The sequence below is a fragment of the Companilactobacillus sp. y65-5 genome, assembly GCF_057541095.1.
Window position 1 is genome coordinate 655,602 of the sequence record NZ_BAAJOA010000001.1, and the last position, 25,880, is coordinate 681,481.

The following is a 25,880-nucleotide window of genomic DNA, read 5'->3' on the forward strand; positions in this document are numbered from 1 at the left end:
CTTTTTATTCAGCTTCTGCAACAGTTACATCATGTTTCTTTGCCTCAGCTTCTGCCATTTCTTTCTTTTCATTTAGATTGTAGAATACAAGAATTCCAATGATTAATACTGCTAATGCGATAGGTAACCAAACGAAGTTGATGTTGATAGCCATCTGAGCTTTGGCACTTTGTACCTTGGCTGCTGATTGGAAGCCACCCCATGTTAAGATCCAACCTGATAGAGCACCACCGATACCCATACCGATCTTAGCTCCAACGACGGGAACTGATGATAGGAAACCGGGCTCTTCAATATGAAGATGTGTTCTTGCGTACTCGACTGTATCAGCGATCATAACAAATGCTAGTGTGAAGACAGAACCCATAGCTACCATAGCGATACCGTTACCGATGAACAATAATGGTAAGTTTTGTGATTTTTCACCGATAGGCATTAGTATCTCACCGATAATGAAGATGATTAATGAAATATCCATAACATCACGATTCTTGAACTTCTTCGATAGAATAGGAGCAAGTAGATTTCCAGGTACAGCGAAGATTGTCATACCCAAGAACAAACCTACGATTGCTGGGCTCTTGTAAACATAGTTAATGTAGAAAACACCTGAAGCCATTCTTACTACCCAGAATGTTTGTACACAGATAAAGCTTAGTGTCAGAATTACCCAAGGACGATTCTTGAACGCACCTTTAAATGATTCAGTAACCGATAGGTGATCTTGGATTTCTTCTTCACCTTCTTCTTCGACGATTTCTCTTTCTTTCAAGTTAGTGAATGCGAGGAAGAAGCAGATGGCAATTACGATACCTACAATTCCTCCCCAAATCATGAAACCAGTCTGTTGATTCTTACCACCAAAGAAACTAACCATTGGCAATGTGATGGCACCGATGATGGCTGTACCGGTATTTGTTAATACCATTCTGGCTGATGCTAGGTTAGCACGCTCGTCAGCGTCATCTGTCAAACTAGGCAAGATTGCAGTGATCGGTGTATTGGATCCTGAATATACCAAACTAAATGCTGTATAAATAACACTGATCCAGACCATTTGAATTGTCTTGTTGCCTCCAAATGATGGGTTAAAGAATAATAGGAATGCTAAGATGCCTAGAGGGATACCAAACCATAGGAAGTATGGTCTTGCCTTACCATATTTGGAATGGGTGTGGTCAATTAAAAATCCAAAGAACATTCCATCAAACGCATCAATAAAACGCACTAGTAGAAATAGTGTTCCAACAAATGCGGCGGAAATGTCCAATACAGTTGTATAGTAGAACAATAGATAGAGACCGACCATTTGCCAGATGAGATTTCCGGCCATATCTGTCATTCCATAGAATACACGTTGTTTCCATAGCTGTAACTTACTCATAGTATTTCCTCCTTCCGATATACAAGATACTTAATTATTTATAATTTATTTTTGGTTTATCAATATCTTGATATCATTTTCAACTACATTATATAACCTGTTTAAACATATATAAAGTAAAAAATGTAAAATATTTTTACAGAACTTGAGTTTTTATTGACATGACGGCGCTTACACAAATATTTTACTAAACATTTTTTTATTAATTATTTCATACAAAGTTGACATAGCGTCAGTAAATCCCACAAAAATCAATATTTATGACATCGATTTTTTTATTTCTGAGCACAATTTGACAGTTAAAATCAGTAATTCTATGATGAAGAAATAGGGATTTAATCAATGGAGGGGTTGCGGAATGGCTTTTTTATTAATCAATTTTTTTCTCCTAATCATCTACGTTTTCGGAGCAATTTATCTGATCAACTTGGTAAAAATCGAAAAAATGAAATATCACAATGATGAACGCTGGTACAAAATACGTTTTTTGACTAATCAACGTCTTGAGGACATCAATCATCTCATCCCGATGATCTTGTTATTTATCGTTTTAGTCTTTATAACCTTAGACATCAAGACATTCAGGATCGATATCGCCACCTTCATATTACTGCTAGTGCTGATTTGCAGAGAGTTTGTTGAGAACTTCTTCATAATGAAATTTGACAAAGCTATCAATGAGAAGGGAAAAATATAGCATAGCTTCATCTTTTCTTCATAATTTATTTAAATTAAGACCTTATTTACTCAATACTTCTTTCATATTCGGGCGGTATTATGTATACATAATCAAATACGAAAGATATTTGATTATCCTCCCCCCGTAATACAAAATTATTTTTTGATACTACTAAAAATAACTATTAATCAAAAAGCCTAGTGGAATAGCTGTCCACCAGGCTTTTTCTGTCTACTCTTCAAAATATTTTTCTTTTTCTAACGACCAAATCTTATGATCCTCATCAGTAATTGCGCGTAGAACTCGGCAGGGATTCCCGACGGCGATTACATTATCGGTAATATCCTTGGTAACGACCGAACCTGAACCGATAACGACATTACTACCGATCGTAACTCCGGGATTGATGACAGAATTGGCGCCAATCCAGACGTCATCCCCAATCGTGATCGGTTTACCATATTCGTAATATTCATTTCTAATCACAGCATCAATCGGATGACCTGCTGTATAAAGTCCCACTCGTGGTCCAAACATGACGTTATTACCAATTGTGATCGGTGCAATATCTAAGAAGATGCAATCATAGTTGCCGTAGAAATCTGCTCCTATGGTAGTGTGAATTCCATAGTCCGTGTGAAATGGTGGTTCTAAATACACATTCTCACCAATCTTACCAAATAATTTTTTTAAGATTTCAGATCGTAAATCATTTTCTTCTTCTGTTGTCTGATTATAGATTCTCGTTAGATTTTTGGCACGATGTGAATCCTTAGCTAGCTCTGGATCACTGGCTATATAAAGGTCCCCCGCCAGCATCTTTTCTTTTTGTGAACGCATATCTTCCACCCACCTGTCAGTTATTTAATAAGCCATGAAAAAATTGTAACATTCCCAGCAAAAAAGGAGAACGTCAAAGCGTCCTCCTTAGAGCTTGCTTAATCTTTAACTAACAACGAGGTGAATGCTCCGACTAGCAATGAAATTGCCATGAAAATAAAAGCATTCGAGAAGCTCCCGCCAGAATGATCGACGATACTTCCTATCAACATCGGCGCTACAAAACCACCTAAGGTACCACCAGTACCAACGATGCCTGAAGCTGAACCAATGATTTCTTCAGGGAAAATCTTCTGTGGCCAGGATATCGTCGCCGCAAATGTCGAAACGATAAACATCCCGCTGACAGCAACGCTTATAATGGAAATTATTAGATTCGTTGCCAAAATCAGACCGACGATACCAATTACCGCAATGATCGCACTACCGATGATAAATAGTTTTTGTTTACCAACTAATACCCTCGTTAAGACGACACCTGTACCTAAACTACCGATAATCTGCATGATAGCACTGATCGCCATGATTGAACCAGCTTGAGCCACGGTTAAATTGAAGGTCGAAGTCAAATAACTAGGCATCCACGACATTGCCCCATAAGTGACGATGTTTTCCAAAAATAAAATCACAAAAATCAAAATGACACTGCGATTTTTTATCGTCTGGCTGAATGGCATCTTCGCCTGAACTTCGACTTCTGTACTTACTTCACCAGAATCATTCGGCAACATGAATAATACGCATAAAAAGGCAAACACGAATAGCGTTCCTAACATGTAATAGCCATTTCTCCAATTAGACGAAATAACATTAGCACCAAGCGTATAGGCTAAGATTCCCCCAATGCCTGTGGTCGTCAAGATACCTGACTGTGCCAAAACCCGCTTGTTAAACTCAAAGTTCTCAGCAATCGCCTTGGACGTTGATGGTGGATAGCCACCATGGCCCAATCCAGCCAAAAATCTGATTCCAATAAATAAGGCTAAACTACTAACAACTCCAAAAAAGTACGACATTACTGCGATACTGGCTAGCGAGATGAGCAAGATTTTTTTTGCTCCAACTTTATCAGCTAACCAACCGCCGGGAATCTGCATGCATGAATAAGCCAAGAAGAACGCACTCATAATAAAACCTGTCTGAGTAGTCGAGAGACTGAATTCTTTGGCGATAGGAATAACTGCTGTGGAAATCATGGTTTTATCCATGTAAACCATGGTGTAACCAATCATCAACGCAATGATAACCTTGATATTCTTCCCCGACATCTTGGGCTTACTAACTTCCTTATCCATCGTGCCACCCCCCTTTCTAAAAAAATTAATTACAAAAAAATCCACGAGTTATCTAAAAACTGGCTTACTATTGCGATACAACACATCATCAACGCCTTCTAAGACATTCGCATAACGAGCTGCCGCAAAGAAGTAATCTGATAAACGATTAATGAATTTAAGCACTTCTCCATTGATCGGTTCATCTTGCATTAGAGAAACGACTTCACGTTCTGCACGACGAGTTACCGTCCGAGCCATGTGCAAGTACGACGCTGGGACAGAGCCACCGGGAAGAATGAACTTCTTGACTTGTGGAGCTGCTGCCATATACTTGTCGATCTTCTTTTCGAGCCAATCAACTGTTTCGTCGTTTTTAAATATATATTCATGCTTTGCGTCGTCTTCTGGCGTAGCTAAGTCCGTTCCACAATCGAATAACAATTGTTGAATCTCTTGTAGTTCTTCTCTCAATTCAGAAGTTTTTTCGGTCAAACTTGCCGCAACTAAGCCAACGAGTGAATTCAACTCATCGACTGTGCCATAAGCATTGATGCGCTTATCTGACTTGTACAAAACATCGTTTCCAATAATACGTGTTTGACCTTTATCGCCTGTTCTAGTATAAATTCTCATTCTTTACTCCTTACTTAGGTACATCAAATTTTAAATAAATCATATTTTTCTTTGTAGTTATTGAACATTTTAATCCAACGCTTACCAGCTAACAACAACAAAGCTGCGGTAAATACTGCATGTATCAAATCAAAATAAAAGCTACCAGCGACCGCGATACCAATACTCTTCCAAGTGATCGGATTGACGAAGCCGATAATATAATAAACATCCATGATCCATCCCATGATGAACCCTGAAGCAAGTCCCCACGCAGTCAGGAGCCAGCGCGGTATTTGTTTGTTCGACATCACCCCTGATACTAAACCGATAACTCCCAGTGCAAACATCTGCCACGGTGTCCATGCACCTTGTCCAAAATACATGTTTGAAGTCAGTGCGATTATCGTTCCCATCATAAATCCTGTTTCTGGACCGCTGACCATTGCACCCATGATCAAGATAAATAATTCGGGCTTGACCGATGGCAGTGCAGCAAATAAAATCCGACCACCGACAGCTAAAGCACAAATGATCGCAATAAAAACAACTTCTCGTGAACTCTTACGTGAATGCTCAAATCGTACAAAATAGATCCCAATCGTCAACGCTAAAAAAATGAACGATAATAGTAAATAATTCTTGCTTCCTAAAATAATCATTAGTATCAGAATGATTGCTGAGACTAATAACAAAGAAGCTGATTTTTTGTTCAAAAAATATTCCCCCTCTAAATTACCGATAGTTATTAGTGTAAAGTAAATTATGCAATAACAAAAGATTCAAGCATCGGGATACGAAATAATGATAATAATAAATGAAACCGTCATCGTAAATTTTTTGATAATTATTAGTTTTTTCTAAAATCGCTCTTAAAAATGGTAATTATTCCGTCAAGTATGTATAATATTTGTAAACGATAACATTACTAAAAAAATGGTAATCATATCGATTTTTAAACTATATTTATGCAATTATTTGCACAAAGGGGTGTATTTTATGCAAGATAGCTTAACTTTACAATTATTGGGTGAATTTGTCGGAACTTTGGTACTTATTCTACTCGGTGACGGTGTTGTTGCAGCTGTAAGTTTGAAAAAATCAAAGGCCGAAGGTGCTGGATGGATCGCCATCGCACTTGGTTGGGGTCTTGCGGTAACACTTGGGGTGTACTGCTCGGCATTTCTTAGCCCTGCACATCTTAATCCAGCAGTTACTTTAGGGATGGCTATTGCAGGCGTATTCCCATGGTCATCAGTAGTGCCTTATATCATTGCACAAACACTAGGTGGTATCGTTGGTGCTGTACTAGTTTGGATCAACTACTACCCACATTGGGAAGAAACTAAGGATCCAGATACCATTCGTGGCGTCTTTGCAACTGCTCCCGCAATTCGCAATTATCCAATGAACTTCATCAGTGAGTTTATTGGTACATTTGTTCTAGTATTCGCATTACTAGCCTTCACACGTGGTAAATTTACAGATGGATTAAATCCAATGGTCGTTGGTATTTTGATCACATCGATTGGATTTTCACTCGGTGGTACAACAGGTTACGCTATTAATCCAGCCAGAGATTTGGGACCAAGAATTGCCCATCAAATCTTGCCGATTGCCAACAAAGGTAATTCCGACTGGGCTTATAGTTGGGTTCCTGTCATGGGACCTATGGTCGGTGGTGCCGCAGGTGCATTACTATACATGTTGATCCCTTAAAAAATAATTGCATCTCATCTTAATTGACGAGATGCTTTTTTTGTGAAATAAAATAGCGATTGCTATACTATAGTTGATTAGTGCATAAGGGGTGGACATAATGGAAGACCAAAATGATTTCATTCTCAGACAGATTCGCGCTCTTTCCGAAGGATTAGCATACATACTAAGTGGTGGCAAAAGTGCCGGAAGTACCGAAATCGTTTTTCCACAAAAAGAAGAACAAAAACTTCCTCATCAAATAGAACTTCAGCAATTGATCGACCAAAATGATTATGCAGCTGCTACAAGTAGATTTAATAAACTTCAATATAGCATGTCCGAACAAAGCTTCTTGAAGTTAGGTCTTTGGTTTTATGGCTCCTTAAATCAAATCAACGAACATCAATTAAAAAAAGGTGGGCTCTCCAAAACTGATATTATCGGCGGATTGGAGAAACTTAAAAATAGTTAATTAAATTTTTTGAAAATTCTTCCAAGTTAAAGCATCAGGGAATGTATCCCTAGATGCTTTATTTATTTCGGTTGTATAAAAAAACTTATCTTTAAAAAACTCAACTGGTCGCTTGAAATCACTCAATTTACCGTCGAACATCATGGAAACATAATCAAAATCAGTGGCGAACACTAAGTCATGGCTATTGGCAAAGACTACGCCATCGTTTTTAAGATACCTGTTCAACCACAGATGGAGCTTTAAAACCATATTTGGATCCAATCCCTTGGTCGGCTCATCCAAAAAGATGATTTCAGGATTTTTGATCAATCCTAATACTAGTGCCAAGAATTCTTGCTGTCCTCCACTCAGATCATAGGGACTGGTCTTTTTTAAATCTAATAGACCATATTTTTTTAAAACTTCATCCACTCCCGCTGAAGTAATTGTTGAATCAGTCTGTTGGAGCTGAAATTCAACTTCACCAAAAACAGTATCCGAGACAAACAGTAAAGCTGGATTCTGCGGTAGGACGAATACCTTCTGATAAATATCATTATTATTCTTTTTAATAGTCTTACCATCCAGAATGATTTTTCCTGATTGTTGTAACAATTGTTGAGTTATCACTCTTATCAAGGTCGATTTGCCTACTCCATTAGGTCCTACTAAACAGTACGAGTGTCCCTTCTCCAAGCCAAAACTAACCTTATCTAGAATATTTTTAGCTTCAAAGTCAAATCTAAAAGTTAAATCTTTTATTTTTAAAATTTCATCCTTGTCCACAATTCGCCGGTTATTCTCAACATATGATATTTCTGCTTGATGATAATTCAAAATACTGCTGAATTGACGATTGTTCAGGGGCAATATTGCTTCATCGTCTAAGGATAATTCTTTAAATGAGCGGTCTATTTGTGATAAGTAGTTTTTGTAAAAATCATCTTGATACATTTTGTTCAGAGCCATATCGACGGAATCGTCCAGTAAAATAGTCCCGCCTTCGATAATGACTAACCTATTAGCAAAAAATACGTTACGTTCTAACGAATGCTCTACCAAAATAATAGTTATATTCAATTCCGTATTGATTTTATGGATCATCTGCAATAATTTTTCAGCCGCGATTGGATCTAATTGTGAAGTTGGTTCATCCAACAACAAGATGTCTGGATTAAGAATCAGCGCCGATGCTAAGTTGATCAATTGCTTTTGCCCACCAGACAATTCCTCTTCTGTTAAATCCAATAAATCAATAATGCCAAAATAACTTGATATTTCTGCAATCTTTAAGTGACGCTGATCCGCAGTATAACCCATGTTTTCTAGAATAAAGTTAAATTCGTCCCTAGCGCATTCAGTTATCATCTGGTTATCAACAAATTGTGAAATGTAAGCTATGTTCTTGTCTTCAACCAAACATTCAACATCACCATTAACAACTTCACCAACCGCCAATTCAGCTTTTAATTGCTTCAACAAGGTGCTCTTACCACTCCCTGTTTTTCCGATCAGAAGCAAAAAATCTCCCTGATTGATCGTCAAATCAACATTCTTTAACGATAATCTTTGGCTGTTGGCATACTTGAAGCTGTAGTTTTTGAAATGTACCATTTCCACCATAAGTATTGAAACGCTCCTATAAATATTGGCATTAAAATCATAATTGAATTAATAAGACAAATGAATAAAATTTGCCTGTCGAAGTTGAAACTAATTGCGGCTGATCCAAAATCTACCTTGCCAAACCCTAAGATAGCCATCGCGATGTCGCAGACCATCGTTAATCCGCTAATAATGATCAGCAAGTAGTCAGGTTTATTATTCTGGATGTTCCGTGGCATCTTACTACGATTGTTATAGCCTTTCGTGATCAGTACGTCAGCAACATTCATGAAACTAGCGATTGCCTTGTTCAAGACTATTTCTATCAGATGGACTTGCTTACTTAATTTACTTTCATTGGTAGTCTTTAAACTACGAAACCGATATAAACTACTAGTGCTTTTGAATATTTCGACAACTTTGGGAATGAATTTTATTGTCAAAATAAATACAATCGCGATGCTACGAAAACTGCTAGAAATCAAGTCAAAGACAATTTTTACATTCGTTAACGAGTCATAGATATAAAATGCTAACAATAGATTTACAAATGAAAGACCGAGGATTCCGGCATTAATTAATGATTCAGTCGTCACTGTAATAAATGGGATTTGGAGAACTACTCGTGTGCCTCTCTGATTAACTAATAAATTAAATAATACCGTCGTCAAAAGTATAATCGCAGTGAATTTAAAATAGTTCTTGGAGTTTTGCTTGGTAAAATTAACGACAATAGATAATGAGATAAATATCGTCACGATAACAATTGGATTATTAAATATGAGTGAGGAGATGATGACTGTTAATAAATAAAATAATATCGAAAAATTATTGATTGATTGTTTGAATCCAGAATAAATTTTTTTCATTCAACATCACCTTCCTCTCTACTCACTAGCACATTTAAGAATAACACAATTCAAAAGTATTATTATTCACATGAAATCCTTATATATTGATAAACAAATTCTCTGATATAATAAGAACTCGCAAGCCAATTTTATATGAGGGAGTACAAATTATGAAAAAAAGAATTACTGTATTATTAATGTCATTGTTATTGCTTATTGGAGTGATCGCACCTGCCGCCACGACTACAGCTGACGCAAAGACAAACAACATCAAGGTTACTTATATCTTGAAGAAGAACAAGAAACAAGTTGCTAAAAAAACTGTAACGCTTAAAAAGAATGCTTCAGTTATGACTGGTGTAAAAAAAGCTTGGACTGTCAAAGAAAAAGATAACTTTATTACAGCTATCGACGGTAAGAAACAAAATGACAAAAAGAAGATCTACTGGACTTTCACCGTTAACGGAAAAAAAGTTAACGTGGCTGCCAACAAAAAAACTTTGAAGAACAAAGACAAGGTTACATTCACACTTGCTAAATACAATGGTTAAGCACAATTGAAAAAGCCGTCGAGAAAAATTCTCGACGACTTTTTTTGTTTAACTATGTGGCAAAACATTAATGATATATAGCAATAACGCGAAGACGAAAAACAGTCCATACATAATACCGTTAACTTCTTTTCTTCTACCTGCTGCCATCATTGTCAATGGGTATGCCAAGAATCCAAAGGCGATACCATAAGTGATGTTGTAAGTAAGTGGCATGGCCAAAACCGTTAAGAAAGCTGGCAATGCAATTTCAAATTGTTCCCAATGAATTCCCTTCATTGATTGTGCCATCAGAGCTCCAACGATGATCAACACTGGTGCAGTGACGTTAGATGTAACAACTGTCAATAATGGTGAGAAAAACATCGAAATCGCAAAGAATATTCCAACTACGACTGACGTCAAGCCAGTTCTACCACCGACTGCGATACCAGCGCTTGATTCAACGTAGGCAGTAGGAGGAGTAGTCCCGAAGACCGCACCGCTGACCATTGAGATAGAATCTGCCATCAAAGCCCGACCGATTCTTGGCATCTTACCGTTCTTCATCAGACTTGCTTGTGAAGCTAATCCAATCAAAGTACCGGCTGTATCGAAGAATGCGACTAATAGGAAGATAATTACGACCGCCCACATTTGAGGTTGATCAATGATCTCTCCAACATGCGATACACCTACGCCAAATGTTGGTTTCATACTAGGAATAGCTGACACGATATGCTTAGGCATGGGAATCAGGCCGGTAACCAATCCCGCAATAGTCGTAAAGACCATTCCGATAAAGATAGAACCCGGAACTTTTTTACACATCAAACCTGCAGTTACGATCAAGCCTGCGATCGTCAACAAAGTCGTTGGTGTTGTAAAAGATCCGATCTCAACTAATGAAGACTTACTAGCTTCAATCAAGCCTCCACCTTGTAGTCCAACGAAAGCGATGAATAACCCTAGCCCAGCCGACACGGCTAACTTCAAATCTTGTGGAATCGAATTAATAACTAATTCACGTAATTTTAATAATGAAACGATCAAGAATATGATACTGGCAACAAAAACACCAGCCATAGCAGTCTGCCAAGGAATTCCCATGGCGATAACGACTGAATAACTAAAGAAGGCATTATCACCTAATCCCGGAGCAATGGCAATCGGATAGTTTGCTAATATCCCCATCAAGACTGAACCGACGATCGCCGTCAAAGCCGTAGCAGTGAACAACGAACCTTTGTCCATTCCCGAATCCCCTAATACTTGTGGATTAACAAACAGAATGTATGCCATTGATACAAAAGTCGTTAATCCCGCTAATACTTCACGTCTAACAGTAGTGTTAGCTTCTTTTAGATGAAATAAACGTTCTAAGAAACTTAGATTCTTTTCATCATTTAATGATTCCAATATAAACGCCCCTAATCGATTACTTTTTCACGAACTTATATAGTATTGCAAAAATCATTTACTTTTTCAATACAAATATAAACATTTATATCATCAAAATAATTATAGTTCGGGTTTTCATCAATAAATCAAGCAGGATCGTTTATTTTCAAAAGTTAGTATTCAAACCGTGATTATTTCACACGAAAGAATTCACAGCACTTGTCATCACAGATCTTTGATGATGTGATTTTTCATAAGCAAAACACGAACATTATTTGGACGGATTTTTATTTTTCAGATTTATTAAACAACAACTAATATTTTAGGGTTATTATAGCTGTATAAGTATTTTAATAATTGGGGATTTTGGAGGGAAAACTACAATACTATGTTGATTTCTAATAAGAAAAAATTTGTCTATGTTTTGTCGATAGTCTTATCTGTAATTTATTTATTGTGGCGAGTTTTCTTTACCATCCCTTGGCACGCGCATCTTTTCACACTGATCTTTGCCCTACTACTAGTCGGGAGTGAGCTGATCTCCAACTTCACAGCTTTCGTCTTGATCATTTTTCGTTTGATGCAATCAAAAAAAGATAATAGCTTGGTCATCCCTAAATTCGATCTCACCAAAGCGGTGCCTGACATTGATGTATTGATAGTTACACATAATGAAGACGTAGAACTATTACGTAAAACCGTCAATGCTGCCACCTTTATGAAATATCCTGACAAAAATAAAGTTCACGTCTTTATTGCCGACGATGGCTGTCGACCTGAAGTCAATCAATTAGCCGATGACTATCATGTGGGTTACGTCAAGTTGGAAGATAATAAGCAAGCAAAGGCTGGAAATATCAACCACGCTTTGGAGCAACTACACTCACCACTCTTTGCCCTTTTTGACACAGATATGATACCTTTTTCTAATTTTTTGTACAGTAGCGTTCCTTTCTTCACCAAGAACTGGGCTGAACAAGAAGCCGACCCTGACAACACCAAACCATTAGGTTTCATACAAACACCGCAGAGTTTTTATAACGCCGATATATTCCAATTCAATTTATTTGCTGAGAACTATGTGGCTAATGAACAAGACTTTTTTTCGCGTGACGTCAATGTCCTGAATGGCTATAACAAAACTGCCTTATTCACTGGCTCCAATGCCGTATTCTTACGTCAAGCCATCGATGACGCTGGTGGATTCCCAGTTGACACTATCACCGAAGATTTCGAGCTGGGAACTAAAATAAATATGGAAGGATACATCAGTCTGGCTACTACTCAGCCCGTCTCTAGTGGCATCACCCCGGTTGACGTCAAAGGTGTCATCAAACAGAGAACTCGTTGGGCCCGAGGCGTCGTTCAAAGCTGTCGCAATTTGCACATTTTCACTAATCCCAAACTATCAATGACTAATCGAATCATTCTAATCAATACTTATCTGTATTGGTGGACTTTTACTAGACGTTTGATTTATATCATTGCACCACTCTTATACGCCTTGTTTAAGATTCAAATCGTCGATGCCAACTTCTGGGTTCTGATGATCATCTGGGCTCCAGGCTACTTTTTGTTGCACTACGTCCTAGGTGACGCCTCTAGCAAGATCCGGAATGAACGTTGGGGTGAGATTCAAGAGACCTTCTTCTCTCCGTACTTGTTCATTCCCGTCTTCTTGGAAACAATCGGTATCAAAGCCAGAAAATTCAAAGTAACGGAAAAAAACGTGACCTTCTCGTTCAAAGACAGACTGTATATTTTGCCATACTTACTCCTCTGGATCTTGACCTTGTGGGCAATCATCCACTTCAACTACGGCAAATGGGGTTCAGAAATCATCGTCGGTAGTGTCATTACCTTTTGGTTGGTAACACATTTCATTAATCTTAGTTTTTGCCTTTTTGTATCAATGAAACGAAATATTTATCGCAAAAGTGATCGCTTCGCACGTGAAGCTAAAGGTGATATTACATTGACAGACTACGATGAGCCTATTACTTTCAAAACTCGTGACGTTTCAGAAGGTGGTTTCTCCTTTGAACTGAATGATCCAAAAATAAAGCTTGTTAAGGACCAAACGATCCACGGGAACCTATATCATGACGATGTACCTATCAAATTCACTAGTCAAATCGTGAGAACCGTGGAACAAGATCAAAGCGCTACTTGGTATGCGGCAACGATCGAAATAGCAGAAGTAAGCAGTGAGAATCATTACTTGGAGTTGATTCACGATGGTGACAATCAGTTATTGCCTAAGAAACAAGATAATTGGATAACTCCACTCGATGAATTACATCTAAATGTTGTCATGCACTCGAAAAATATCGAACGTATGGTGACCAAGTTTATACGTAGCAATTCTTAATATTGTAGGTAATAAAAATGTCGGTAATCGGTTTTATAATTTTCTTTGTAGCTCAGATGGGCTATGCTGGTGGTTTACGTGAATTGGGGATAAACAAACACTTAGCGTGGATCATGGCTATAATTATTCAGACGATGATTCTATATGTCTTTGCAATGCTAAACTTACTACCGTTTGCACTAAAAGCGGTAGTTATTTTTGGTATCATCATCGAATTACTGAGGATTATTTTATTAATATTCCATCTGGGACGGACGCAATTTGAAGGAATGCATTATTTTGATATCTGGATGTTGATTTTGGGTATCATCCTTGGCAAAACCTTATTAGATAGTCCTCTGTTGCACTACGATAATTATTCGCACTGGGCCTTGATCGTCAAGTTTTTATTATTTCAAGGACATCTACCCACTGCAAGTGACTCACTGATTTCATTCACGTCCTATCCGCCAGCTACCGCTCTCTATATCACCGAGTTTGTCCGCTGGGTCGGGTTCAGTGATGGTGCAATGTTATTAGCCCAATTCTTACTGATTTGGTCAAGTTTCTATGCTATCTTTTCCGTTCTACGTGATCGTTCGAGAGCTCTCAATGCTTTTATTTTGTGCTTTGTAATATCAATCACTAATGTCTTCAATATTGCGATTCGAATGAATAACTTATTGGTCGACTTTGTACTGCCAGTTGTGACCGCTGCAGGTATTGCTGGGATTTATACATATCGCAAAAAATGGAAAATCACTTGCTTGATCGCCGCATTATTCAGTGCGGAATTGTTGCTGACTAAGAACTCTGGAACGATGTACGTAGTCATGATCGGCTGCTATCTCTGGTATGTATTGATAAAAAATACTAAAGGTAACCGTCTTGAACGTGGTGCCAAGAGTTTTGCACTGACCATCCCTACAATGGTCCTAGGTTATCTGCCATTTTATTGGTGGAATGTGCATGTGAAGACAGTCTTCTCCGCCGTCTCCAAGCACCAGATCAGTTCACAAGCATACAAACATCAACTGTCCAGTGAGAGCTCCGAAGTAATCTGGAAAATCGGACATAAGTTTTTGAATCAAATCATGAGCTGGGATTCCTTGTCGACCAAGGGTGTGATCTTGATCAATCTGACTCTGATCGTCGCATGGCTGATCACTAGGATTTTTTTGGACAAGCGCAACAATCTGATGGCGACTTTGATGGCTCTTGACTTGAGCTTTATCGCATACTATATCAGTGTTTTCGGGATGTATATCCTATCAATGCCATATGCTGAAGCGATTCAGCTGGACGGTTGCGAGCGTTACTTATCTAGTATGGTCGTTTTGAACTTATTGCTAGGGTCGATGTCACTCGTTGTGGCTATAGATCGAGCCTACTTTGAGCAAAATATCAACAGACGTTCACTTCGTTCATTTTATTCGATCATCACCAAAAACATCTACCAAGTCTCTGCCTTAGTCTTAATGATTTTTTCAGTTATTATGATGTTCTCTGAAATCAATGGTATTCAGTACAACAATACTTTGGGTGAGGAAGAACTGCCCGTCCAAATGAAACAACTGGCGAAGCAGACTAAAAAAATGAACCATGACAAAATACTGCTAGTCGATCCACACGTTGTCGATGTTAATAATTACTACGCTGGATATGTTGGTAGGTATTATTTCTTCTCTGACAAAGTGACTGGTCAGGAAAACTTCACGATGTCTCCAGCACAATTCAAACAGACCTTGAATGGTTATCAATATGTCGTCATCCCAGAATGGCATCGTACATTTACCGTCATGGTCCAAAAAGTCTATCATCAAAATTTCAAAACTGGCATCTATAAAGTGACCTCAGACAAACTAATCAAAGTAAAAAATATCGATACCGATTAAACCAAAAAACACAAGTTGAGAAATTTCAACTTGTGTTTTTGTATGTATCTATTATTTATTTTCAGTTATTTTGATCGTACCATCTACAAGGTCGGCCTTGAGATTCTTGATATCCAAGTTGTCCAAGTAGAATTCAGCGACCTTATCTCTAATTTGTTGCTCGATCACACGACGTAGTGGTCTGGCACCCATGGCTTCATCATAGCCTTCATCGATCAGCCACTCTTTGGCATTAGGTGTAACTTCCAAAGTAATCTGTTTCTTTGCCAAATTATTATTAACGTCTTTCAACAAGAGGTTGACGATTTGGTTCAAATCCTCCTTGGATAGATGTGTGAATTCAACGATACCATTGAATCTATTCAAGAATTCTGGACGGAAGTATGGTGCTAACTTATCCATGAGCTTTTGATTCTTGCTCTCCTTATTACCGAAGCCAGCGTTTGATGTAGCGATAATGATAGTATTCTTGAAGTCAACAACATTACCTTGACCATCAGTCAAACGACCGTCATCCATAACTTGTAACAACAACGTCAATACTTGCGGATTGGCCTTTTCGATCTCATCTAGCAATACGATCGAATAAGGATTACGTCTTACACGTTCAGTTAATGTATTACCATTGTCCTCATATCCCACATATCCTGCTGATGTACCGATCAACTTAGATACAGCGGTCAAATCTGAATATTCACTCATATCCAAACGAACAATCGCATCCTTGCTACCAAACATGTCACTTGCCAGTTGCTTTACTAATTCAGTCTTACCAACACCAGTAGGTCCAACAAATAAGAAACTTCCAATAGGACGATTGCCCTCATCGAAACCAGCACGATTACGACGGATGGCCCGAACGACCATATCAACAGCTTCATCTTGTCCAATGACATGGCTCTTGAGGCGCTTGCCCATCTCCTTCAATCTCTCAATATCACTTGCACCCATTTGTGAAACAGGCACACCGGTCAATCTTTGAACGGACTCTGCGATGTCATTGACGGTGGCGACAGGTTCAGCGGTATTACCATTGTCGTCATTTAATTGTTTGTGCAGATCTTCGATTTTATTTTTTAAGTCAGCAGCTTTTTCGAAATCTTCTTTTTTAGCTGCTTCGTCCTTTTGAACTTCAGCAGTTTTTAGAGATTTTTCTAAGCTGACCTTATCGGTTACAGGATTCTTAGCGGCTAAGTGAGCTGCGGTCATATCGATCAGGTCGATTGCCTTGTCAGGGAGTGATCTCTGTGGAATGTATTGTACAGAGTAATCCACAGCGGCTTTCAAAACTTCATCTGGCAGCTTCACATTATGGTGATCTTCGTAGGCCTTGCGTAACCCCTTCAATATCGCTATGGTAGCATCCTTACTAGGTTCGTTAATAGTTACATCATTGAATCTTCTTGCTAAGGCTGCGTCTTTCATGATGGTATTACGATATTCGTCTTGAGTTGTAGCACCAATGATAGAAATCTCGCCACGGCTCAGGGCTGGTTTGATGATATCAGATAGCCCCTTACTACCAGCATCGCCACCGGCGGCACCAGTTCCGATGATTTGGTGAATCTCATCGAAGAATAAGACTACGTTGCCAGCTTTTTTGACTTCTTTGAGTAAATTTTGGATATTCTCCTCGAATGAACCACGATACTGAGTACCTGCTTCAAGTGAAGATACATCTACAGAAATCACTTGTTTGTCCTTGATGGCAGCTGGAACATCACCCTTAACAATCGCCTGTGCCAATCCTTCGACGACAGCCGTCTTACCAACTCCGGCATCACCAACTAAAATCGGATTATTCTTCGTACGACGACTCAAAATCTCAGCCGTCTCTTGAATTTCTTTGTCACGCCCAATAACGGGATCAAGTAAACCGTCACGAGCCTCTTGTGTTAAATTACGTCCAAGCTTATCTAACAGACCAGCTTTACCAGTCTTGTTAACACCGGCTTGTTGTGGTTCTTCATTAACAACTGGTATTTGCTTACCAGCTGTACGCATCTCTTGATATCTGGCTAATTCTTCAGGCGTCAACTCATGACCATTGACATAATATCTCGTGCCATTGCCATTGTTGCTCTCACCCATCAGTCTATTAAAAATATCGTCCATATCGTTGTTTGAAAATAAATCGTCATCCCAAAATGATCTTGCCATATATGTTACCTCCTCATTTTAGATAATGCAGTTCCAAGTCACGTAGAACACGCCACATCTCAATATCTTGCGCTTTGGCCAAAGCCTCGATATCACGCAAATTGAGCGGCGTTGCGGAAGATTGCTCCTTATTAAAGGACTTATGCAGAGTGGTATATCCATATCCACTCTTCTTAGCTATGAAGTAAATCGTTAAGTGCTTATCCTCTAAATAAGTTTTAATATCTATTTCCATATCTCTATCCTCCACAAATATATTATAACACTTTCGTGGTATATCACAAGTGTGAAGTACCACATATGTGTTATACCAGTAAATATTATACTTCTTTATCATTATTTTGGTAAACTAAAGATAGACATCTCGAGGTGATTTTATGAAAGAGTTACTCAAATCTTTAGACAGATTGAACAAAATATATGATCAATTTGATTTGTTAAACTTTCGAGCACATAAGGCCATGCCCCTGACCTTCAACAAAAAGGACAGTCAAGAACTGCTTAGGCAAAATAAGCGGCTGTATTTTAGTTATTCTTATTTGACTAAAGAAAAAACTAGACTGACAAATTTGATTTTGTCGCAAACCGTCAACTTAAAGGATCCACTTTTTAAGCAGAAAAAAATGCTTCATCCCGAATTGATCGATAAAGCATTAAAACTAAAAAATATCGACGAAACACATGACAAAGAGTTGGAAACAACCCCGAATCGTAATCGTAAAATAAATCGATTGAAACGACTGCTTGCCTTGATTCAGGATGAAAACATCGGACTATCACAAGGGTATTTGACCCAGATGAAAGTCTTGATATTCCAAGATAAAACACATCTGTTCGTGGCTAGAAACCAAAAATATCAACCACGAGAACTGCTGAATGACCTAGACTTTAGAACTCGTATCATGCAATTCGACTATGATCGTTACATGTTTGAGGAATTCACTCCCGAAAGTTTCTTAGACCATTTGATCTATGAAAAAGTTCAACGTCACACCACTTATATCCGTTCATACGATGCCAGAGTATTGATCCCTGACGCAGCTGAATGTGGTTTTTCGGGAATCGCCTATGAAATAGAAATAGACGGGATCCGTGAGTGCTACGTGACATTTAAGGGCACCGAAGCGGATATGGATTATACCGAAAGTTCTCGTCGTAAGCGTCTGGACAAATTCTTGATCGAAGGTTATAAGGATTGGAATTACAACGTTAATGCCATCTTAGTCGGTAACGATACGGACAATAGGCAGATGTATGTAGCTAGAGATTTTATTAAATATTTGCAGAACAATATCAAGGATCAATGCTCCTTATATGGCTTAGGGCACTCTCTAGGCGGACATTTCGTGCAAACCTTACAACTGACCGACGACTGTTTTAGCGCCGGTTATACTTTGAATTCAGCACCTATCAACCTAAAGCAAGTGCAGATAATTGATCCCAATTTGTTCGATGAAAAAACTTGGGACAAGCTATTCAAACTGACAGCTGATAAAACTGGTGGTCATATTCCTAATCAAGAGATCAAAAAATCCTTGCCTAGAGAATATCCCGAAATCATCAACCAGAGTTTTGAGCAAGACTTAACTCAAGTCTTCTACGAAATACCGTATACTATTTGGATCGGTAATAAGTGGGAATACAATCTCAACACTTGGAAATATCCGTTCAAGAATCACTTGGCATCATATTTGAATGCTGGTGAAATTCATTCTTATCAACATTTCTTTGAACAATTATTCGCCTACTTACAAGATTCAGAAACCGGTGCCCAATTGATGCGTAATTCACTGAGCTTCATCAGAGCAAGAGTCAAAATCTTGCATGACGACATCGACAAACCGGAAACTACAGAATTCTTCTATGCCTACTCGAATTATTTGTTCGAATCAAAAATATTTTTAGACCGACCGCAACAAGTGTCTGAGGATTTTAGCAATTCACTACCAACAATGCTGCAATCTTCTCGTCGTGAATGGCCGTTCTTAAAGAGCTTGAATATGGATATGCTTGAATTATCAGTCTACTTCCATATCATCAATGGCGTTAAGTACTTCTTGAACCGTACCCCTAACAAAATCAAATGAAAGAATAAGCTCTCATCATTTTTACGTGATGAGAGCTTATTCTTTATGCCCCAGTGATCGTCTGCACGATCAAATAAATATTTAGAATAATCAGTACTATGGTCGCAAACCATGCACAATACTTGACCCACTTCTTATTCTTGAATTGTCCCATTAGACCTTCATCACTGGTAAATAATACTAGTGGGATGATGGCGAATGGCAAAGCAACACTTAAAAATACTTGTGAAAATGTGAGTAGGTTCTCGATCTTAGCTTCATTATCATGATAATAAAATGCAAAAATCAAAACTGGTGTAACTGACAAAAGTCTCGTGATCAAACGCTGTGCCCACAAAGGCATCTTCAGTCTGATGAAACCTTCCATAATGATCTGACCTGAAAGGGTACCGGTGATCGTTGAGCTCTGACCCGATGATAGCAAGGCCACGGCGAATAGCATACTTAAAATTGGACTAGCAATAGCTCCAACTACTTGTTTGTTATTTAGAGCATTGAACAAATCAACGAAACGACCTAATTCACTATTAGTACCATAGAATAAGGCGGCTCCCAAGATCAACAATAAACTATTGACGATAAAAGCTAAGAACAGTTGAATGTTCGAATCAATCGTTGAGAACTTGATGGCTTTAGCAATATCTTTGTTATCTTCACGATTGACTTTTCTAGTTTGAGAAATTGAAGATCCTAGATACAAATCATGGGGCATAACTGTCGCACCAACGATACCAAGTGACAAGTACAACATCCCATTATTGGAAATAATGCTGCTCTTAGGGAAATATCCATCGATAATTCCAGAAACACTAGGTTTTGCTAGAAATACTTCGTATAAGAAAACTAATAAAATAACCGAAACTAACGTTGCAACGATAGCTTCGATCTTACGAAAGCCTAACTTCATTAGTAAAAGTAAGATCAAAACATCAGCCGCAGTGATCAATATACCAACAATCAAAGGTATATTGAATAATAGCTTAATAGCAATACCTGAACCGATTATTTCGGCAATATCCGTCGCCATAATAGCTAATTCAGCTATTATCCACAGGATAAATCCTCCAACCTTCGATGTTCGTTCACGAGTTAGTTGTGCCAAATCTTTTCCCGTTACGATACCAAGTTTGGCTGCCATAGATTGCAACAACATCGCGATCAAACTTGAAATTAGCACGACTGACAAAAGTGTATATTTGTACTGTGCTCCACCTGCGATCGATGTGATCCAATTACCGGGATCCATGTAACCAACCGCAATCAAAATACCGGGACCTGTATAAGTCATCAATGTCTTCCAGAAGCCTGCACCTTCTGGTACTTCGATGCTTCCATTGATCTCGTCCAAGCTCTTATTGTCGGCAGAACTTGAACTTACAAACTTATTTTTTTTCGTTTCCGTCCCGTTTGCATTTAATTCACCACTATTTTTCATAGCAGTACCTCTTTTCTATTGGTTTAGAAATTCGGCGATACTTTATCATTTATAACTTATGATGCTATCTCCGTATTTGACGACTATTGAGCACACAATCAAGCTATACAACTTGAAGAAGTAAGACAGATTGCTGAATAATTTGAGCGTGTGCTCAATTGCCATTAGATATAATAGCACAATTTATAAAAAAATACAGTGATTTATTTCAAAATGCTAAAATATTTTTTAGGCAACTAGAAAAGTTTAGCAAAGATCCCTAATTTTTTCTAATAAAAAAAAGTGATTGCCATATCGGCAACCACTTTATTAATATCGTATGAATTATAGACGTTCGTTAAGTTCTTTACCAAGTTCTTCAAAGCCTGGTTTGCCAAGCAATGCGAACATGTTCTTCTTGTATGCTTCAACACCTGGTTGGTTGAATGGATTGATACCGTTCAAGTAGCCAGATACGCCAACAGCGATTTCGAAGAAGTAGATCAAGTAACCTAATGAGTATGCATTTTGTTCTGGAATGTGAACACTCATTACAGGAACGCCACCGTCAGTATGAGCAAGGACAACACCTTCGTAAGCGCGTTTGTTTACGTAGTCCATTGACTTGCCTTCCAGATATCCTAAACCGTCAAGATCTTCTTTTTCGCTAGGGATTTGCATCTCATAACGAGGCTTGTCGATCATAACTACTGTTTCCATCAAGTTACGACGGCCTTCTTGGATGTATTGACCTAATGAATGAAGGTCAGTTGAGAAGTTAGCTGATGATGGGTAGATACCTTTTTGGTCTTTACCTTCTGATTCACCCATCAATTGCTTCCACCATTCACCGAAGTATTGCAAGTTTGGTTCGTAGTTTTCGAGCAATTCTGTTGTGTAGCCCTTACGATACAAGATGTTTCTTAAAGCAGCATACTTGTATGCATCGTTCTTAGTTAGGTCGGCGTCTGAGAAGTCTGTACGAGCTTGTGCGGCACCTTCCATTAACTTATCGATGTCGATACCTGCAACGGCGATTGGCAATAGACCAACAGCTGTAAGAACTGAGAAACGACCACCGATGTCATCAGGAACAACGAATTCTTCGTATCCTTCAGCATCTGATTCAGTCTTCAAAGCACCCTTTGCACGGTCAGTAGTAGCATAGATACGGCTCTTTGCGCCTTCTTCACCGTACTTTTCAATCAACTTAGCCTTTAAGATACGGAAAGCGATTGAAGGTTCTGTTGTTGTACCTGATTTTGAAATAACGTTAATACTGAAGTCACGGTCACCGATAACTTCAATAAGGTCAGCAAGGTAGTTAGGAGAAATTGAGTTACCTGCAAAATAAACTTCTGGAACATCCTTACTATTCTTAACGTTGTAGAATGATGAACTTAGAAAATCAATAGCAGCACGAGCACCTAAGTATGATCCACCAATACCGATTCCAACAAATACTTCTGAATCAGATTGGATCTTCTTAGCAGCGTCTTTAATGCGAGCAAATTCATCCTTGTCATAGTCAACTGGTAAGTCGATGAAACCACGGAAGTCAGCACCTGCACCAGTACCCTTACGTAATTCGTCATCGGCGGCAGTTACAAGGTTTTGCATTTCGCCGAGTTCGTTATCTTGAACGAACTTACTTAATTTTGAATCATCAAATTTAATATGTGTCATTTTCTCTCCTCCATTTATCCTAAAACTAGATTATCATTTTCAATGAAAATTTCAAATCTTTATGCGATTTTTCAGCCAATTTCCGACGAAATAAATCAAATATCCGACGGCAGCACCTATCGTGTTTAAAATCACATCGTCTATATCTGTTATGCCAGTGTTTAAAATAAATTGTAGTCCTTCGATAGAAGTAGATATCAGTGCTCCTAATAAGACTACTTTAAAAAATTTTCGTTCTCTCTTGCCCAATGCCGGAATAAAAATCCCCATCGGAACGAACCACCCAATGTTACCACAAACATTATAAAAAAAGTCTACCAGTGACTTGCCTTTCAGCAATTTTAAAGTTTGTATGACTGGTTCGGTGTTGATCTGTGACAACGGTCGATGCCAATAAAATTTGAACTGCCACAAGAAATATCCATCTCTAAATACGGTCAATGCAAAAAGCAGGAACACGTAAAATGCAAATGTCGTGAGCCAAAATTCACGGGCAAAATTAGTTTCTTTATGTTTCCGCTTTATCCAAATAAGTCTTAATACAATGAAGAAAAGCGTATATAATATAGCTTTATCAACACCATAAAACGAAAGACGAATTAACGGAAAATGATTAATTCTAGTGGCATACATATTGGAAACGTAGTTATATAACGGTCCTAAAAATATCATTTTTCTCATTCTTTCCCACTTTTTACTTAATACGTATTATACTAACAATTAAGCAATTTATTTAGATTTACGATAAATTAATTAAAGAAATTTTTCAAACAAGGGATTTTTATGAATAAACTTAAAGCATTTTTGAACAAGCGCATTGGCTTCATGGGTCTGTTGGTCCTTTTTGTGTGGCTAAAAACAGTCATCGCTTACTACGCCGAATTCTCCTTGGGGTTGAATGATCCATTGCAACATTTTATTTTGATAATCAACCCTGTCGCTACAACGGTAGTTCTTCTAAGCATAGCGTTATACATTAACCGATCCATTATCGCGTACGTCGTTATGGGCGTGATTTATTTACTAGAAAATATTTTGTTATACGCTAATATTTTGTACTACCGTGAATTCTCTGATTTTATCGCCTTTAATACTATCGCCGGAGCTTCCAAAGTTACCAAAGGGTTAGGAACTAGTAGTGCCAGTTTAATGCAGGGTCACGATTTCTTATACTTTTTAGATTTTGTGCTCTTAGTCGTATTATTCGCCAGTCACTATATCAAAGTAGACAAGGCTAAAATTCGCAAGTTAACAGCCTTAGCTACTACTATGTTAGGTGTCTTCTTGTTCTCACTTAATTTGATGTTAGCCGAAACTAATCGTCCACAATTATTGGGAAGAACATTCGATAATAGTTATATCGTTAAATATCTTGGGTTCAATACTTTTTTAGGTTATGACGCTCTCAAGTCTGCTCAGAACAATCAAGTTCGATCGACAGCAGTTGGTACTGATATGGACAATGTTCTGGATTTTGTGAATCAGAATTACGCCGCTCCGAATCAGAGATATTTTGGCAAAGCCAAGGGTAAGAATATCATCATCATTCATTTGGAAAGTTTCCAACAGTTTTTGATTGGGATGAAGATCAACGACCAAGAAGTCACACCCTTCTTAAACAGCTTATACAATGACAAGAATACAATGTCATTCGATAATTTCTTCCATGAAGTTGGTAGTGGTCGAACGAGTGATGCTGAAAACATGATGGAGACTAGCTTGTTTGGATTACCTGAAGGTTCACTCTTTAGTAAGCTAGGTTCAGATAATACTTTCCAAGCTGCCCCAGCTATTCTAAAGCAAAAACAAAATTATACAAGTGCAGTTTTTCACGGTAATGTTGGTAGTTTCTGGAACCGTGATGATGTCTATAAGAATATGGGTTATGATTATTTCTTCGACCTTAATTACTTTAACCAAAGTGAAGATTCTAGCATTGGTTATGGTATGAAAGATAAGTTGATGTTGTCTGAAAGCGTTAAGTACTTGGAACAGTTGCAGCAGCCTTTTTATACAAAATACATTACCGTTACCAACCATACTCCGTATGATTTGGGTGATGAAGATCAAGCTGCCGAGTTCCCTAAAGCTGACACGGGCAATAGCGTGGTTAATAACTACTTCTCCACAGCCCACTACCTCGACAGTTCCTTGAAGGAATTCTTCACTTACCTTAAGGATAGCGGCATTTATGACAATTCCATGATCGTACTCTATGGTGATCATTATGGCTTGAATGCCAGTCAGGATAAAGTCGTCGCTCCGATGTTGGGCTACGATGCCAATAATAGTGATTTTAATGAAGTGCAGATGCAACGAGTTCCTTTTATGATTCATATGAAGGGATTGAAAGGTGGAGTTAACAGCACCTATGGTGGCGAAATTGACGCCTTACCGACGATTCTACATCTGGCTGGTGTCAATACCAAAGGATACATTCAGCTCGGCACAGACTTATTATCTAAGAAACATAGCGATATTATGGCCTTCCGTAACAAGGAATTCATAACCTCTAAGTATACCGTTATCAAGAGTTCTGACGGCGGACACGTTGTGTTCGATAACAATACTGGCGACCAGATCGATCTGAACGAAAATAGACAGTTGGCAAAGACCGTCGATAAGTGGCAAGAAGAAGTTAATGAGAAACTGAAAATATCCGATACCATCAATAATAAGAATTTGTTGCGCTTCTATACACCGAGCGGTTTTACACCCGTTGATCCATCCGAGTATAGTTATCAAAATGAAATACAAAGATTAATTCAAACACGTAGTAGCTTGGGATTGAAATCGACTAGTGTTTATTCTAAGAATAACGATAAGTCAACCACCCCACTTTACAATACCGATGCTCCTGAACTTAATGGTGATCGGACTTATATTGATAGTTGGTCTAGTGTTTTGAAAGGTACTAATGTTGATGAGTAAATTAAACGAGACTATGTTTCCTT

At 38.2% G+C, this 25,880-nt stretch carries 21 protein-coding genes; 8 read left to right on the forward strand and 13 right to left on the reverse strand.

Annotated elements, in window-relative coordinates:
* Positions 1-4: 4 nt before the first annotated feature.
* On the reverse strand, positions 5-1,384 hold the full coding sequence (locus AC27FM_RS03325; protein ID WP_487085916.1) for an MFS transporter: 1,380 nt from the start codon (positions 1,382-1,384) through the stop codon (positions 5-7).
* A gap of 358 nt (positions 1,385-1,742) precedes the next feature.
* On the opposite strand from AC27FM_RS03325, the gene AC27FM_RS03330 reads away from it, so the two are divergent.
* Positions 1,743-2,081: a hypothetical protein gene (locus tag AC27FM_RS03330; RefSeq protein WP_487085917.1), complete on the forward strand. Its 339-nt coding sequence runs from the start codon at positions 1,743-1,745 to the stop codon at positions 2,079-2,081.
* A gap of 213 nt (positions 2,082-2,294) precedes the next feature.
* Here the strand turns inward: AC27FM_RS03330 and AC27FM_RS03335 are convergent, their stop codons facing one another.
* The 4 genes from AC27FM_RS03335 to AC27FM_RS03350 form a co-directional block, all read right to left on the reverse strand.
* A complete protein-coding gene (locus AC27FM_RS03335) occupies positions 2,295-2,903 on the reverse strand; it encodes a sugar O-acetyltransferase (RefSeq protein ID WP_487085918.1) in 609 nt (202 codons plus the stop codon).
* Between the two features lie 98 nt (positions 2,904-3,001).
* Positions 3,002-4,198, reverse strand: coding sequence for an MFS transporter (locus AC27FM_RS03340; protein WP_487085920.1), 1,197 nt, complete (start codon positions 4,196-4,198; stop codon positions 3,002-3,004).
* Between the two features lie 48 nt (positions 4,199-4,246).
* Positions 4,247-4,813 (reverse strand): cob(I)yrinic acid a,c-diamide adenosyltransferase, encoded by a 567-nt coding sequence (locus AC27FM_RS03345; RefSeq protein ID WP_487085922.1) that lies wholly within the window; start codon positions 4,811-4,813, stop codon positions 4,247-4,249.
* Positions 4,814-4,836: 23 nt separating this feature from the next.
* Positions 4,837-5,508: an ECF transporter S component gene (locus tag AC27FM_RS03350; RefSeq protein ID WP_487085924.1), complete on the reverse strand. Its 672-nt coding sequence runs from the start codon at positions 5,506-5,508 to the stop codon at positions 4,837-4,839.
* A gap of 283 nt (positions 5,509-5,791) precedes the next feature.
* On the opposite strand from AC27FM_RS03350, the gene AC27FM_RS03355 reads away from it, so the two are divergent.
* Together AC27FM_RS03355 and AC27FM_RS03360 are read left to right on the forward strand one after the other, a co-directional pair.
* Positions 5,792-6,511, forward strand: coding sequence for an MIP/aquaporin family protein (locus tag AC27FM_RS03355; protein ID WP_487085926.1), 720 nt, complete (start codon positions 5,792-5,794; stop codon positions 6,509-6,511).
* A 100-nt stretch (positions 6,512-6,611) separates the two neighbouring features.
* On the forward strand, positions 6,612-6,965 hold the full coding sequence (locus AC27FM_RS03360; protein ID WP_487085928.1) for a DUF6483 family protein: 354 nt from the start codon (positions 6,612-6,614) through the stop codon (positions 6,963-6,965).
* Here the strand turns inward: AC27FM_RS03360 and AC27FM_RS03365 are convergent, their stop codons facing one another.
* On the reverse strand, positions 6,966-8,570 hold the full coding sequence (locus AC27FM_RS03365) for an ABC transporter ATP-binding protein (protein WP_487085929.1): 1,605 nt from the start codon (positions 8,568-8,570) through the stop codon (positions 6,966-6,968).
* Complete coding sequence (locus AC27FM_RS03370; protein WP_487085931.1) at positions 8,504-9,421, reverse strand: energy-coupling factor transporter transmembrane component T; 918 nt, start codon at positions 9,419-9,421, stop codon at positions 8,504-8,506. The genes AC27FM_RS03365 and AC27FM_RS03370 overlap by 67 nt, the downstream gene beginning before the upstream one ends.
* A 179-nt stretch (positions 9,422-9,600) precedes the next feature.
* Between AC27FM_RS03370 and AC27FM_RS03375 the strand changes: the two genes are divergently transcribed.
* Positions 9,601-9,954, forward strand: coding sequence for a DUF4430 domain-containing protein (locus AC27FM_RS03375; protein WP_487086072.1), 354 nt, complete (start codon positions 9,601-9,603; stop codon positions 9,952-9,954).
* A 48-nt stretch (positions 9,955-10,002) separates the two neighbouring features.
* Here the strand turns inward: AC27FM_RS03375 and AC27FM_RS03380 are convergent, their stop codons facing one another.
* Positions 10,003-11,352 carry an NCS2 family permease gene (locus AC27FM_RS03380; protein WP_487085933.1) on the reverse strand — a complete coding sequence of 450 codons (1,350 nt, stop codon included), beginning with the start codon at positions 11,350-11,352 and terminating at the stop codon, positions 10,003-10,005.
* A gap of 370 nt (positions 11,353-11,722) precedes the next feature.
* On the opposite strand from AC27FM_RS03380, the gene AC27FM_RS03385 reads away from it, so the two are divergent.
* Both AC27FM_RS03385 and AC27FM_RS03390 read left to right on the forward strand, forming a co-directional pair.
* Complete coding sequence (locus AC27FM_RS03385) at positions 11,723-13,705, forward strand: glycosyltransferase family 2 protein (protein WP_487085935.1); 1,983 nt, start codon at positions 11,723-11,725, stop codon at positions 13,703-13,705.
* Positions 13,706-13,722: 17 nt separating this feature from the next.
* Positions 13,723-15,579: an ABC transporter permease gene (locus AC27FM_RS03390; RefSeq protein WP_487085937.1), complete on the forward strand. Its 1,857-nt coding sequence runs from the start codon at positions 13,723-13,725 to the stop codon at positions 15,577-15,579.
* Between the two features lie 51 nt (positions 15,580-15,630).
* On the opposite strand, the gene AC27FM_RS03395 is transcribed toward AC27FM_RS03390, so the two are convergent.
* Positions 15,631-17,739 (reverse strand): ATP-dependent Clp protease ATP-binding subunit, encoded by a 2,109-nt coding sequence (locus AC27FM_RS03395; protein ID WP_487085939.1) that lies wholly within the window; start codon positions 17,737-17,739, stop codon positions 15,631-15,633.
* A 13-nt stretch (positions 17,740-17,752) separates the two neighbouring features.
* Positions 17,753-17,974 carry a transcriptional regulator gene (locus AC27FM_RS03400; protein ID WP_125565439.1) on the reverse strand — a complete coding sequence of 74 codons (222 nt, stop codon included), beginning with the start codon at positions 17,972-17,974 and terminating at the stop codon, positions 17,753-17,755.
* 142 nt (positions 17,975-18,116) lie between these two features.
* Here AC27FM_RS03400 and AC27FM_RS03405 point away from each other — a divergent pair, with 142 nt between their 5' ends.
* A complete protein-coding gene (locus tag AC27FM_RS03405; RefSeq protein ID WP_487085940.1) occupies positions 18,117-19,826 on the forward strand; it encodes a DUF6792 domain-containing protein in 1,710 nt (569 codons plus the stop codon).
* A 43-nt stretch (positions 19,827-19,869) separates the two neighbouring features.
* Here AC27FM_RS03405 and AC27FM_RS03410 read toward each other — a convergent pair whose 3' ends face one another.
* From AC27FM_RS03410 to AC27FM_RS03420, 3 genes are all read right to left on the reverse strand, one after another.
* Positions 19,870-21,261 (reverse strand): Nramp family divalent metal transporter, encoded by a 1,392-nt coding sequence (locus AC27FM_RS03410; RefSeq protein ID WP_487085941.1) that lies wholly within the window; start codon positions 21,259-21,261, stop codon positions 19,870-19,872.
* A gap of 324 nt (positions 21,262-21,585) precedes the next feature.
* A complete protein-coding gene (locus tag AC27FM_RS03415) occupies positions 21,586-22,926 on the reverse strand; it encodes a glucose-6-phosphate isomerase (protein WP_487085943.1) in 1,341 nt (446 codons plus the stop codon).
* A gap of 51 nt (positions 22,927-22,977) precedes the next feature.
* Positions 22,978-23,598, reverse strand: coding sequence for a VanZ family protein (locus AC27FM_RS03420; RefSeq protein WP_487086074.1), 621 nt, complete (start codon positions 23,596-23,598; stop codon positions 22,978-22,980).
* 111 nt (positions 23,599-23,709) lie between these two features.
* On the opposite strand from AC27FM_RS03420, the gene AC27FM_RS03425 reads away from it, so the two are divergent.
* A complete protein-coding gene (locus tag AC27FM_RS03425) occupies positions 23,710-25,857 on the forward strand; it encodes an LTA synthase family protein (RefSeq protein WP_487085945.1) in 2,148 nt (715 codons plus the stop codon).
* The last annotated feature ends 23 nt before the right edge of the window (positions 25,858-25,880 follow it).